Origin of the sequence: Bradyrhizobium genosp. SA-4 str. CB756, assembly GCF_000473125.1 — a bacterium.
GTDB lineage: Bacteria > Pseudomonadota > Alphaproteobacteria > Rhizobiales > Xanthobacteraceae > Bradyrhizobium > Bradyrhizobium arachidis.
In genome coordinates, this window is sequence record NZ_KI421499.1 from 1,052,487 (window position 1) to 1,064,556 (window position 12,070).

Consider the following 12,070-nt stretch of genomic DNA (forward strand, 5'->3'; position numbering starts at 1 on the left):
CCAGGGCGCTATCCCGCGGTCACGTCCACAAGCTCGCCGCCCTCGAGCACCTTGGCCGCCTTGGCGCGGTCGAGGTCGCCTTCCCAGGCGGCCACGACGACCGTCGCCACGCAATTGCCGACGAGGTTGCCGAGCGCGCGGGCCATGCCGATGAACCAGTCGACCGACAGCACCAGCACGAGGCCGATCGCAGGAATGCTCGGCACCGCGTTCAGCGTCGCGGCCAGGATCACAATCGCCGAGCCCGGCACGCCATGCGCGCCTTTCGAGGTGATCAGCGAGACGCCGAGCACGAGGAGGAGATCGCCGAACGACAGCGGCGTGTTGGTCGCCTGCGCGATGAAAACGACGGCGAGCGTGAGGTAGATCGAGAAGGCGTCGAGGTTGAAGGAATAGCCGGTCGGGATCACGAGACCGACCACGGAATCCTTCACGCCCATGCGTTCCAGCTTCTTCATGATCTGCGGCAGCACCGCGTCCGAGGAGGCGGTCGCGAGCACGATGGTGAGCTCCTCGCGCAGGTAGGCGAGGAATTTGAGAATGTTGAGTCCGGCGAGCGCCATCACGCCGCCGAGCACGCCCAGCACGAAGATGCCGACCGAGACGTAGAACAGCATCACCAGGGAGACGAGCTGCTTCAGCGAGCCGACGCCGTATTTGCCGACGGTGTAGGCGACTGCGCCGAGCACGCCGAGTGGCGCGACGCGAACGATCAGCCCCATGACACGGAACAGCACGGTGGACGCTGCGTCGATCATGCTGGTGACCAGTGCGCCCTTCTCGCCGCCGACCAGCGCGAGACCGACGCCGAACAGAACGGCGAAGAACAGGACCTGGAGCACGTCGTTCCGCGACAGCGCATCGAAGGAGGTGGTGGGAATCACGTTCATCAGGAAGGCACCGATGCCGCCGCCGGACAGCTTGTGGACGTTGTCCGCGTAGGTGTTGAGCGCCTTGGCGTCGAGCGTCGAGGGATCGATGTTCATGCCGTGGCCGGGGCCGAAGATGTAAGCGAGCAGCAGGCCGACGACGAGCGCGACGGTCGTCATGACCTCGAAATAGACCAGCGCCTTGACGCCGACCCGGCCGACCTTCTTGAGATCGCCGGCGCCGGCAATGCCGTGCACGACGACGCAGAATACGATCGGCGCCACGATCATCGAGATCAGCTTCAGGAAGGCGTCGCTGAGGATCTTGAGGCTGACCGCGAAGTCCGGGGCGGCCATCCCCAGGATGACGCCGAGCACCAGCGCGGCCAGGACCTGGACGAACAGCGAGGTGTAGAGCGGCTTTGGTTCGGCGGTGGGTGCCGCGGTGATGGTCGACATGGTGAAACTCCCCCGGTTTGACGCGACTTGGACGCCACAAGGAGCAACAACCGTGCCAGAATGTCGCGGATCGCCGGTGAAAACGGTCTATTCTGCGGCCTTCGCCGTCCTGCCGAACATCCGCGTCGGCGCGGGGAAGCCGCAGGAGGTGCCGTCGGTGACCTTCACTTGGTCTTCCCACGGAAGCCGGTATGTACCCGCGACCATGTCCTGCATGAAGGTGTAGGGGCAGTCCATCGCGCCGCCCTTCACCGCAACGTAGCCGCGGTGCCAGAGCTGGTAGATGTTGTTCTCCACACCCCAATTGATGCGGGCTTCGCGCACGAGATCGGGCCGCACCTCGGCGGTGATGATCTCATCGGCGCGTCCCGTGGTGCCGTGCGCCAGTACGGTGCCGTCGAAATTGATGATCATGCCTTCGCCCATGGAGTCGAACGAGCCGTCCGAGCCGCACATGCAGACATTCGCCGTCACCATCAGATTCTGGAACGAATTCGCCTGGTTGGTGAAGCGCCAGGCATCGCGGATCGGCGCGGTGTAGCCGGCGGTGCGGATCATGATCTCCGCGCCCTTGTAGGCACATTCTCGCGCCATCTCCGGGAACATGCCGTCGTGGCAGATGATCAACGCGATCTTGGCGCCCTTCGGCCCCTCGATCACGGGAATGCCGATGTCCCCTGGCTCCCACGGCTCGACCGGAATCCAGGGATGAAGTTTTCGGTAGTAGAGCTTGATCTCGCCGTGATCGTCGATGATCAGTCCGGAGTTGTAGGGATTGCCATGCGGGTTGAACTCCATGATGGAGAAGCAGCCCCAGATCTTGTTGTCGACGCAGGCCTTCTTGAAGACCGCGACTTCCGGTCCATCGAGCCGGCACATGATCTCGGGATTGGTGTCCATCGAGAGGCCGTGCAGCGAATACTCGGGGAAGACCACCAGATCCATGGTGGAGAGATTGCGACGCGCCTTGCCGACCATCCAGACGATGCGCTCGGTTTGCTTGGCCAGATCGGCCCTGGTCACGACATTTGGCAGTTGCAACTGCACCAGCCCGATGACCACGCCCTCAGGCGATTTGTTCAGCCCGCCCAGTCCGTTCATGATCAGCTCCCTCATCGGCTTCGTTGCCGTCCTCGCACCGCGTCGTAGCGCGCGCGATACCGTGGCGGAAAGAAAATCCGATTTTGGCAGGGAGCAAAAGATTATTTTTCAGGCGGTCGTGCAGCTCCGCTGCACACGGGCTGTCTCGTCACGCGACGAGATCCAGCAGTCGGCACGATCCGCGCACCAGCACCTTGCGTCCTATGGGCGTCATCGCAGGCACGCCGTCATTCAGGACAACGAGGCCGAGCTTGACGAGGCTTTCGACGAGATAGGCCTTGGAGAGGCGACTGTTCGACGGCGGGTTGCGAAGGGTGCGCAGGGCTTCCCATTGTTCCGGCGAAAGATCGAAATCGAAGTCGTCGTTCATATTGCCTCAAGTGGTAGTCGGTAGTGCAGTTCGCGCGCCCCTGTTAGCGGCGCTGCATGAAGACCATGCGACGACAATGAGTCGGGAATTCGGTGAATTGTTTAGAACGTCTCTTCACGAATTGCGGCACTTCGTTGCGCCACAAAAGTTAAGATCGCGCGGGTGCAATTATCGTCCTTCAACGCGATCACATATTGATGATCCGGACTTGATGTTGCGCCGCGAATTACCGCGCTGCAGGGAAACGTTGCTGTCCCATTCTGCGTCGCAATATGCACAGAAATTACGAGACGATGAGTTCGAGACTCTGTTAGCTTGATTCCAGGGAAATGGCTTCACACAGCAGGAGTGGAGTGCATGAACAGGCTGGTGGCAATTCGCAGTCAGGAATCCCTGTGCCGGGAACGTGCCGCGCTCGATTCGGCGCGTCGGATTTTCTGGCTCGCGCAGGCCCAGGAATGGGAGCAGCGCGCGCTCGACGAAATTGCCTATCACTTCCGAGAGTGCAATGCCTCTCACGCGGAGCTTGCGCGAGGCTGATCTGTGCCGCGCCCTCGCGGCTTACTGATAAGTGGCCACGATATCGGACACCGCGCGCTCGAGCTGCTGCGCGGTGGCGCATTGACGCACGACCGTACAAAAGGTCGCGTAACGCGGCATCTCTGAATCGCCAAAGCCCCAGGCGAGCCTTCCTTCCGGATTGAGCCAGACCAGCCGCTTCGAGCGTTCGGAGATGCGGCGCAGGATGTCGGCGCGCGGATCGAGATTGTTGCTGCGGGCGTCGCCCAGCACGATCACCGTGGTCTGCGGCGTCAGCGTGCTCATGAAATCGTGCTCGAAGTCGACCAGCGAAGAGCCGTAGTCAGACGAGCCGAAGCCGACCTTGGACATGATCTCGGCCATCGCCTCTTCCGGCGACTTCCTTTCGAGAATTTCGCTGACTTCGATCAGGTGTGAGGAGAAGGCGAAAGAGCGGACGTCGTCCACGACCTCGTGCAGCGAGTGGATCAGAAGCAGGAAGAAATCTGAGACCTGCGCGACCGAGCCGGAGACATCGCACAGCGCGACGATCTTCGGCCGGTCGCGATGCTTGCGCTTCCAGGCGGTGAGGAAGGGCACGCCGCCCCAGGCGGCGTTGCGGCGCAGCGTGCGGCGGACGTCGAGATGGCCGCGGCGCTGGCGCTTGCGCGGCTTCGAATAGCGCTCGCGCAGGCGGCGGGCGATCTGGCGAATGAGGGCGCGCATCTCCGCGACCTGGCGCCGCTCGATCCGGGCGAGCGGCGCGTTGCGCAGGATCTCGTTGCGGAGGTTTTCGGCCTCCTCGCGGGCATAGAGTGCAAGGCCCTGCGAGACCGTGTCGCGCACGGCCTCGCGCAAGCCGTCGAGCGCGGCGCGAAGACGCTCGGCCAGCGACGGATTGGTCGCGGTCAGCTCGTCGAGATCGTCGCGCAGGCGCTGGAGGCCCATGGCGTCGAGGATGCGGCTGGAGAAAATGCCGCGCTGGGTGGAATAGCGGATGTCGGAGAGCGACGCCGCGCCGGATGCGCTGGCGATGGCGGCTTGGATCGCATTGCGATCCTGCGACAGCAGCATCTGGGCCAGTGGACCCAGTCCTTCCGGGGGCTGGCCTTCGCCCGCTTCGCTGGCCGAGCCTGACGAGGGAGACTGGTCCGCCCCTTGCGAGGCCTCGTCATTAGTGTTGGCCTCAGGCTGATCCTGCCGCGGCTCCGGCTGGCTGAAGAACAGATCAAAGCAGTCGCCGAGCGCCAGCTTCTCGTCCTGCGATTTGGCAAGCGTCAGCAGCAGCGCGTCGCGCAGGATCGCCCGATCGGAAAAGCCGACCTGCGACACCGCGCGCATCGCATCGATGCTTTCGGCAGGCGAGACGTGGACGCCGACGCCGCGCGCCGCCCGAAAGAAACGATGGAGGTTCTCGCGCATCGGCGTCAACCGAAGACGTTGGACCGGGCCGCCTTGGCAATGAAGGTCGTCACCTGCGGCGATGCGGCCTCGATGTCGGCCTCATACTTCAGGAGCACGTTGAGCGTATCCTTGACGATATCGGTGTCGAGCTCGGTCGCCTGAAGCAGCACCAGCACGCGCGCCCAGTCGATGGTCTCGCTGACCGAGGGCAGCTTCTTCAGATCCAGCGAACGGATCTCGTGGATGAAGCCGACCATCTGCCGGCGCAGCGCCTGCGAGATGCCGGGCACGCGGCTTTCGACGATACGTTCCTCGAGCCGCTGCTCCGGGAAGCCAATATGCAGATGCAGGCAGCGCCGCTTCAGCGCGTCGCCGAGATCGCGCTCGCTGTTGGAGGTGAGGATCACCGTCGGCGGCGTGATCGCGGAGACGGTGCCGAGTTCGGGGATCGTGACCTGGAAGTCGGAGAGGATCTCCAGCAGCAGGGACTCGAACTCGGCGTCCGACTTGTCGATCTCGTCGATCAGCAGCACGCAGCCGCCCGGCTGCTCCAGCGCCTGGAGCAGGGGGCGCGGCTCGACGAACTCCTTGGAAAAGAACACGTCGCCGAAATCGTGCAGCTGGTCGAGCGCGGCGTGCAGCGTCTGCGCGCCGCCGAGCACCTCGCCGAGCTTGTCCTTGAGGATCTGGGTGTAGAGCAGCTGCTTGGCGTATTTCCACTCGTAGAGTGCCTTGGCCTCGTCGAGGCCTTCATAGCATTGCAGGCGGATCATCTTCATGCCGCGCCAGGCGGCAATCGCCTTGGCGAGCTCGGTCTTGCCGACGCCCGCAGGGCCCTCGACCAGGATCGGCTTCTCGATCTGTTGCGACAAATAGACGGCGGTCGCGATCTGCCGGCTTGCGATGTAGCCCTGCGCGGCGAGGCCGCTCTCCACTGCCTCGATCGAGGTCGAGGCCTTCTGATCAGCCACGAAATGGCGCTCCCAAAGGTCCTATTTGAGGCTTGTTCTGCCTGCGTTCCCGGCAAAGAACAAGCCTCGTTTGGGAGACATCAGACCCGCGTGAACGGCGTTTTTTCCGCGAAACGCAAATACTTGCGCAGGTCGCGCCGTTCGCGCGATCAGTGCTTGCGGATGGTTTGTCTGACCTCGGCGCCGCAATCGGCGCATTCATAGACGAAGTCGATCTTGGCAAGGCTCCAATGCGGTTCGACCTCGCGGACATACATCGGCAGGAACCCCATGCACGTCGGGCAAATCACAGGCGCGATTTCGATATCCTGATGATGCTGTACATAAGCTGGCATCTCGGTTCTCCTTCGCAGGCGACCCATCAAACCCCGCGCGAAGGCTACTGCCGGTTGCCCGAAGGCTGCCATCAACTCTTTCGAACAGAGACGGAACGGCCGACGTTTGTGGTTCGCTGTGACATTCTTGTTACGGCTCTGTACTGTAACGGGCGGACTAAATGCCTATTTCACAGGCCGATCCGGTGTTCGGACTTCACCTCAACGATAAGGGAGCAACGCCCATGACGCATGCCATTCGCTTTCACAAGACCGGCGGTCCGGAAGTCCTGGTCTGGGAGGAGGTCAATGTCGGCAAGCCCGGACCGGGCGAAGCGCGCATTCGCCACACCGCGGTCGGTCTCAACTTCGTCGACATCTACAACCGTTCGGGTCTCTATCCCGCGCAATTGCCGAGCGGGCTCGGCAGCGAGGCAGCCGGCGTGATCGAGGAAGTCGGACCCGGCGTCACCGATTTGAAGCCGGGTGATCGTGTCGCCTATGGCGCTTCGCCGCTCGGCGCCTATTCCGAAGCTCGGCTGATCCCTGCCGACCGCTTGTTGAAGTTGCCTGACGGCGTCGACGACAAGACCGCGGCGGCGATGATGCTGAAGGGGTTGACGACGCAATATCTGATCCGCCAGACCTATCGGGTGAAGGCGGGCGACACGATCCTGCTGCATGCCGCCGCCGGCGGCGTCGGGCTGATCCTGAGCCAATGGGCCAAGCATCTCGGCGCGACCGTGATCGGCACCGTCAGCAATGACGAGAAGGCGAAGCTCGCCAAGGCGCATGGCTGTGACCACGTGATCATCTATACGCGCGAGGATTTCGTGAAGCGCGTCGACGAGATCACCGGTGGCAAGAAGGTGCCGGTGGTGTACGATTCCGTAGGCAAGGACACGTTTCTGAAGTCGCTGGACTGTCTCGCGCCGCTCGGCGTCGTCGCGCTGTTCGGTCAGTCTTCCGGCGCGGTCGAACCGCTCAATCTCGGCCTGCTGGCCCAGAAGGGCTCGCTCTACGTCACCCGGCCAACGCTGTTCACCTACGCCGCCAAACGCGAGAATCTCGTGGCGATGGCGAACGAGCTGTTCGATGTCGTGAAGTCCGGCGCGGTCAAGATCGAGGTGCACCAGACCTACCCGTTGAAGGACGCGGCCAAGGCGCACGCCGATCTCGCCGCGCGCAAGACCACGGGATCGACCGTGCTGACGGTGTGATCTCCCGTTGGGCGTTGGCGCAGGCTCGCTATCCCTGCGTCACGTCCGCTCGTGCTTGCGCAGGTCGCGGGCGTGATCGAGTCGGATCGCCTGGAGATCGACATCTTCGGGCGGAATCTGGGGGAGGGCGGCCTCGGTCAGGATGGCCTCGGTGACGTCCTCGACCGAAGACTCCGCGATCTCGTGGATGAACGAGATGTTCTGATATTCACCCGCGACGATGCGCGAGATGACCTCGCGCCGCGTGATTTCGGGATCGACGATCGCCTCGCGGCCGCGCCGTCCGTAGTCGATCATCACGACGAAATACTGCATGAAACGATCCTGCCGCGCCCCTCGTCGGAAGCGCGGCAGAGTATTTCCGAAAAACGGAATTAAGTCAAGCGCGATTTCCAAAAATCGGAAATCGCTCGATCGCCCCTATTTGCCTTTCTTGCGGGGGCGGGCCGATTTGGCGCGCAGCCGCTCGAGCTGCCCCTTGGGCATGGAGAGGCAGATTTCCCCGACCCAGTCGAGCTTTACGCCGACGATCGGCTTGGCATTGAAGCTGGTGAGATTGACGACGGAAGGGGATTTGCCCCGCTCGATGGTCTTCAAATAGCGCTCCCCGGTCTTGAGCCGGACCACGGCCTCTTCGCCGTAGAAGCTCGACAGCGGATGACGCTGGTCCTTGTAGACCACGATCACGTCGCCGCTCTCGTATTTGGGCAGCATCGAATCGCCCACGATCTCGAATGCGATCGTCTCTTCCATGATGGGGAAGGGCAGCGTGATGTCGCCGAGCCCATCGGGCGGAACCTGTTCGTAGTCCGGCTCGATCACCGCGCCGGCCCCGACGCGTCCCATGATCGGCGCGAGGTTGAGCTCGAGATATTCCATGATCGGAATGATTTCGGAGGCTTTCACGAGGCGCTCGCCGCCGAGGATCTCCGACACCGCGCCGGGCCGCACGCCCATCGCCGCCGCCAGGCCGCCCTTGCTCTTGCCCGTCTTCTCCAGGCCCCGCTCGATCATCGCAACGTCCAACATGGTGATTCCCTCGATTGCCCATCGGCTGCCCTCTTGTAGTCCGGAATTCGGAATAAATGCAATTATGAATATCAGAATTATTGCTTGACTCTCTCTTCGGAATACCGGAATGTGTATCTCGCCTCCGGTCGTGCGACCGGAGAAGGCGCATCACAGGACAGCAGCATGGAACTGGGTCATTGGCCGTCGGAGCACTCCGACGCGCTTCGCGACTATTTTCTCAAAGGACTATCCTATGCGGAGATCGGGAGAGAGATTAACGCAAGGTTTGGAACGGCTTACACGCGCAATGCCGTGGCGGGCCGGGTCAAGCGGCTCGGACTTGTCGGGTCGGCACGGGTGACGAGTCCGCCGATCGTGCCGTGCTTGCCGGGCGAGACCTGTTTGCTTTCGGCACATCGCCCGGCATTGCCGAACCTGATTCTGCCGCCGAAATCCGCGATGAAGCCCGCCGCACGGGTGAAGCTGCGCTGCGTCGGCGTCCAGCCGCGCCTGATCTCGTTCGCTGAACTTGCAGCCGGCGATTGCCGCTATCCCTATGGCGGCGACAGGGACGGGGAGGAGATCACCTTCTGCGGACATCCGCGCCAGTCAGGCTCCAGCTATTGCACGCCGCATGCGCGCCTGACGCGCCGGGCCGGAGTTGCGCCCGCCCGTACGGCCGGTCCCGTTGTGCTGAGGCTGGTCTTCGCCGCCTGAGCTGGCGGCCATCTGCCTGTCCAATCGTCAATCCTGCAAGGAGTATCCGAGTGGCACGTGCCCGACGCAACAAATCCTACAAATTGACCGGGATCTATGACCGGCGCTCGCGCGAGATGCCGTTCAATGCCGACGTGGCCGAGGTCGAGGTCGACAATCCATTGGCGCTCGATCCCGGCGAGAAGATCATGGCGATCCGCTCGGTCCGCAGCGATCCGCTCGGCCGGCTGCATTCGCACCATCAGATCGACGAGGCGCAATACCGCGGCGGACGCGCCTTTCAGAACGATTGGGAGAGGGCGGAGCGGGGGCCGCAGGCGGTGGATACGACGCGCGAATATGTCGATGGTACAAGCACGCGCGAGCCTCTGACCGAGAGCCAGCGCCAGGCGGTGCTGCGGCTGAACCGCGTCGAGCGCGAGCTCGGCACCGACGGCGCGGCGCTGGTGCACGACGTGCTGGTGCTGGGGCTCACCATGGACCAGATCGGAGAGCGTCGCGCGGTCCGTACGCAGCGCTGGAACGACTATTTTGCACGGCGCTTTCGCGAATGCCTGGACCGGCTGGCGCTGATCTACGGGTTTGCGACGGAAGCGGGGACGAAGCGTGCAGTCCGCCGCAAATGATGACGGCACGCCTGCGGTCTTCGGCCGTAGGCGTGCCGGTCCGCCGCTTACGGGTGCGGCACGATCTGGTAAGGGGTCGTGTAGGGCTCGACCCGGAGCGAGGCGTTGGCCAGAAGCCCGATCTTGGCGGTCGGCGCCTGCTGCAATTCGCCGCTTGGGCCGCGATGCACGTTGTATTGCCAGACGGTGAGGTCGCCCTTTTGCGCCAGCGCGTGCGCAACCGCGCTCGCATCATTGCCGCCGAGCGCCTGCAGCTCCTCCGCCGACAATCCGATGACGATTTCGTCCTTGATGGTGACGATCTTGAACAGATTCATCCTGGTCTCCTGCGCCCATGCGCCTTGTATCGAGAGGGTGAAAAGCGCGACCGCGGCGCCCTTGATGAGATCGCAGCGAGAAAGCATGCCGTCGTCCTTTGGTGCTGAGGCGCGCCCGAATCGATTTTGAGTCCATCGGCCATGGCGCCCGTGATCCGCGTGGCCGTTCCGCAACCGCTTTGTCGCGCGATCTTGAATGGCGGTTCACGGGCAGAAACATATCCGCAGCGATGAACCTCGATGCAGGAAGGCGAGTCCAAGGCCGAGAGCTTGAGGGACCGTCAGATGAAAATCACCGGCATCGTTTGCTTCCTGGCGTGGCTGGGTATGGCCCTCCCGGCTGCGGCCGCCGATCCCTTCTACGTGGGCAGCTGGACCTTCACGACCGCGGCGGTCGCACCATGGGCCGATCCACACCGCAAGCCTGACGACATCGAGCGGACGCGGCTGATGGGCAAGGCGGTTGTCTTCAAGACGAAAGAGATATCGGGGCCACGGCCCTTTGCCTGCGCGAAGCCGCAGTACAAGGTGACGGACTACACTCCCGACATGATCTTCCAGGGAGCATTCGACGAGATGCAGCGCGCCGACAAGAAAGCCGTTCCCAAGGCGCTTGCCGCCTCGCTCGGCTTCACTGGCGCGACGATCAGGACGCTGGAGACCGGCTGCGAGATCGACGTTCATTTCGTCGACGGTACAACCGCCGAGGTCGGACTCAACAATTACGTGTATACTCTGAAGAAACTTTAATCTGACCTCGCCCATCCCCGTTCACATCGGAAACACCGTGAAACGCTGTGCCGATTGACAGCGATTGAGGCTCTGTGCGTGATTAATGCTGCTTCTTGACGCAGGTGGGTGACGAGGATCGATATTCCTGTTATCCGGAATTGGCATGGTCCGATGCGGACGAAGCATCGCTAGGTCGATGGTTGGACTTGCCGGATGGGTTGTTTCTTGGCATAATTGCAACCTGATTGGTTGAGCCCGTCCGTTCGGATATGTCGTTCAGCGTGCTACCCGACGGGGCCACCCGGCCGCCAACTGACCGTCACCGCGACGTTCGGTCATGGCGTTCGGCTCTGAGTGGGGCCTCGATATCGGATCACGAATGCCGATGCTTGTCATAGGTGCGAGATGAAAAACCTCAATTTCGCGGCTGAACTGCACCTCAAGCTCGGCGCCCCAGCAAGCGGCACCGTCGAAAGCCTGCGCCTGCTCCGCGCGTTTCTGAAGCTCGCGCCTCGACAGCGCTTCGAGGTCATTAAGCTCGTCGAAGACCTCGCCACCGAAGAAACCCTCCCCGAACACCCCCTGTCCTGAGCCTGGCGGCGCGCCGGTCTTACGCCTTGTCCTTCGTTTCCTGCCAGCAGCCGGACCGCCGGACGACGTTTGTCCGGGTCTGGCCGCTGGCAGCCGATTGGGCAAGTGTGGTAATTAGTTAAGAAAAAGGGAGGAGTGCGACCATGATCGAACCGAAGCTCGAAGTTCCGGCCGAACTGCGCGACTTGGCCGAGAAGACGATTGACCAGGCCGAAAAGGCCTTCGGCATGTTTTTCGACGCTGCCACCAAATCAATGACGTCGGTTCCCGGAGCGGGCACCGAGGTCTCGAAGCAGGCGCTCGCTTTCACTGAGCAGAACATGAAGTCGGCCTTCGAGCATGCACGCAAGCTCGTCCATGCCACCGACCTTCAGGAAGCCATGCGAATCCAGTCCGACTTCCTGCGCAGCCAGTTCACCAGCGCCGGAGATCACATGCGCCAGATGACCGGCAGCTTCATGCAACCGGGCAAGGGCAAGTCCTGATTCTCTGCTCGTCCAGGGCGTGCCCACAAATTGATCTTGCCTGACGCCGCGATCCGCATTTCGATGCTGGTGCAGGTCCATGACGGGCCACCGAATGGATCCATTCGCCGTCCGTCATCCTTTCTGCTGATCCCTGTCGGTCCTCCGGCAGGGATTTGCATGTTGCGGCACACGCGCGAAGCATCGCACTCACCCGCAGCACGATCGCGGAAATTGCGAGAGATCGATGCGAGCGATGATCGCCCGCAGCAGCCTGCGGACCGAACGATAGATCGGCCGCGCGAATCCCGGCGTTTTTGCCGCGGGCAGTTCAAGACTTTCCGTATGAACGCTTTCGATCAGGTGCGACACGGGCCTCTCCGGG

17 protein-coding genes are annotated in these 12,070 nt (G+C 62.7%); 7 read left to right on the forward strand and 10 right to left on the reverse strand.

The features are described from left to right. Nucleotides 1–8: 8 nt before the first annotated feature. The 3 genes from BRAGE_RS0105000 to BRAGE_RS0105010 all read right to left on the reverse strand — a co-directional run bounded on the left by BRAGE_RS0105000 (nucleotide 9) and on the right by BRAGE_RS0105010 (nucleotide 2,799). Nucleotides 9–1,328, reverse strand: a complete 1,320-nt coding sequence (locus BRAGE_RS0105000; RefSeq protein ID WP_027562438.1) for a dicarboxylate/amino acid:cation symporter — start codon at nucleotides 1,326–1,328, stop codon at nucleotides 9–11. An 87-nt stretch (nucleotides 1,329–1,415) separates the two neighbouring features. After that, nucleotides 1,416–2,429 carry a formamidase gene (locus BRAGE_RS0105005; protein WP_027562439.1) on the reverse strand — a complete coding sequence of 338 codons (1,014 nt, stop codon included), beginning with the start codon at nucleotides 2,427–2,429 and terminating at the stop codon, nucleotides 1,416–1,418. A gap of 148 nt (nucleotides 2,430–2,577) precedes the next feature. Then, the gene (locus BRAGE_RS0105010) at nucleotides 2,578–2,799 is read right to left on the reverse strand and encodes a hypothetical protein (protein WP_027562440.1); all 222 of its coding nucleotides are present in this window, start codon (nucleotides 2,797–2,799) and stop codon (nucleotides 2,578–2,580) included. A 357-nt stretch (nucleotides 2,800–3,156) separates the two neighbouring features. On the opposite strand from BRAGE_RS0105010, the gene BRAGE_RS0105015 reads away from it, so the two are divergent. After that, a complete protein-coding gene (locus BRAGE_RS0105015; protein WP_027562441.1) occupies nucleotides 3,157–3,339 on the forward strand; it encodes a hypothetical protein in 183 nt (60 codons plus the stop codon). Between the two features lie 21 nt (nucleotides 3,340–3,360). Here BRAGE_RS0105015 and BRAGE_RS0105020 read toward each other — a convergent pair whose 3' ends face one another. The 3 genes from BRAGE_RS0105020 to BRAGE_RS0105030 all read right to left on the reverse strand — a co-directional run bounded on the left by BRAGE_RS0105020 (nucleotide 3,361) and on the right by BRAGE_RS0105030 (nucleotide 6,028). Further along, nucleotides 3,361–4,740: a vWA domain-containing protein gene (locus BRAGE_RS0105020; RefSeq protein WP_027562442.1), complete on the reverse strand. Its 1,380-nt coding sequence runs from the start codon at nucleotides 4,738–4,740 to the stop codon at nucleotides 3,361–3,363. A gap of 5 nt (nucleotides 4,741–4,745) precedes the next feature. Further along, nucleotides 4,746–5,693, reverse strand: a complete 948-nt coding sequence (locus BRAGE_RS0105025) for an AAA family ATPase (RefSeq protein WP_027562443.1) — start codon at nucleotides 5,691–5,693, stop codon at nucleotides 4,746–4,748. Between the two features lie 149 nt (nucleotides 5,694–5,842). Further along, nucleotides 5,843–6,028 (reverse strand): hypothetical protein, encoded by a 186-nt coding sequence (locus BRAGE_RS0105030; RefSeq protein WP_027562444.1) that lies wholly within the window; start codon nucleotides 6,026–6,028, stop codon nucleotides 5,843–5,845. Nucleotides 6,029–6,252: 224 nt separating this feature from the next. On the opposite strand from BRAGE_RS0105030, the gene BRAGE_RS0105035 reads away from it, so the two are divergent. Next, nucleotides 6,253–7,227, forward strand: a complete 975-nt coding sequence (locus BRAGE_RS0105035) for a quinone oxidoreductase family protein (protein WP_027562445.1) — start codon at nucleotides 6,253–6,255, stop codon at nucleotides 7,225–7,227. A gap of 39 nt (nucleotides 7,228–7,266) precedes the next feature. Here the strand turns inward: BRAGE_RS0105035 and BRAGE_RS0105040 are convergent, their stop codons facing one another. Both BRAGE_RS0105040 and BRAGE_RS0105045 read right to left on the reverse strand, forming a co-directional pair. Beyond that, nucleotides 7,267–7,542, reverse strand: coding sequence for a hypothetical protein (locus BRAGE_RS0105040; RefSeq protein WP_027562446.1), 276 nt, complete (start codon nucleotides 7,540–7,542; stop codon nucleotides 7,267–7,269). A 105-nt stretch (nucleotides 7,543–7,647) separates the two neighbouring features. Further along, nucleotides 7,648–8,256 (reverse strand): S24 family peptidase, encoded by a 609-nt coding sequence (locus BRAGE_RS0105045; RefSeq protein WP_027562447.1) that lies wholly within the window; start codon nucleotides 8,254–8,256, stop codon nucleotides 7,648–7,650. 165 nt (nucleotides 8,257–8,421) lie between these two features. Here BRAGE_RS0105045 and BRAGE_RS0105050 point away from each other — a divergent pair, with 165 nt between their 5' ends. After that, the gene (locus BRAGE_RS0105050; RefSeq protein ID WP_027562448.1) at nucleotides 8,422–8,955 is read left to right on the forward strand and encodes a GcrA family cell cycle regulator; all 534 of its coding nucleotides are present in this window, start codon (nucleotides 8,422–8,424) and stop codon (nucleotides 8,953–8,955) included. 50 nt (nucleotides 8,956–9,005) lie between these two features. After that, nucleotides 9,006–9,581, forward strand: coding sequence for a hypothetical protein (locus BRAGE_RS0105055; RefSeq protein ID WP_027562449.1), 576 nt, complete (start codon nucleotides 9,006–9,008; stop codon nucleotides 9,579–9,581). A gap of 47 nt (nucleotides 9,582–9,628) precedes the next feature. On the opposite strand, the gene BRAGE_RS0105060 is transcribed toward BRAGE_RS0105055, so the two are convergent. Further along, complete coding sequence (locus tag BRAGE_RS0105060; protein ID WP_027562450.1) at nucleotides 9,629–9,985, reverse strand: hypothetical protein; 357 nt, start codon at nucleotides 9,983–9,985, stop codon at nucleotides 9,629–9,631. A 198-nt stretch (nucleotides 9,986–10,183) separates the two neighbouring features. On the opposite strand from BRAGE_RS0105060, the gene BRAGE_RS0105065 reads away from it, so the two are divergent. From BRAGE_RS0105065 to BRAGE_RS0105075, 3 genes are all read left to right on the forward strand, one after another. Further along, on the forward strand, nucleotides 10,184–10,648 hold the full coding sequence (locus BRAGE_RS0105065; RefSeq protein WP_027562451.1) for a hypothetical protein: 465 nt from the start codon (nucleotides 10,184–10,186) through the stop codon (nucleotides 10,646–10,648). A gap of 387 nt (nucleotides 10,649–11,035) precedes the next feature. After that, entirely contained in the window at nucleotides 11,036–11,221 is a 186-nt protein-coding gene (locus BRAGE_RS0105070; RefSeq protein WP_007612798.1) for a hypothetical protein, read from the forward strand. Nucleotides 11,222–11,364: 143 nt separating this feature from the next. Then, entirely contained in the window at nucleotides 11,365–11,706 is a 342-nt protein-coding gene (locus tag BRAGE_RS0105075; protein WP_027562452.1) for a phasin, read from the forward strand. Nucleotides 11,707–11,895: 189 nt separating this feature from the next. Here BRAGE_RS0105075 and BRAGE_RS54200 read toward each other — a convergent pair whose 3' ends face one another. Next, entirely contained in the window at nucleotides 11,896–12,057 is a 162-nt protein-coding gene (locus BRAGE_RS54200; RefSeq protein ID WP_156950833.1) for a hypothetical protein, read from the reverse strand. Between the last annotated feature and the right edge of the window lie 13 nt (nucleotides 12,058–12,070).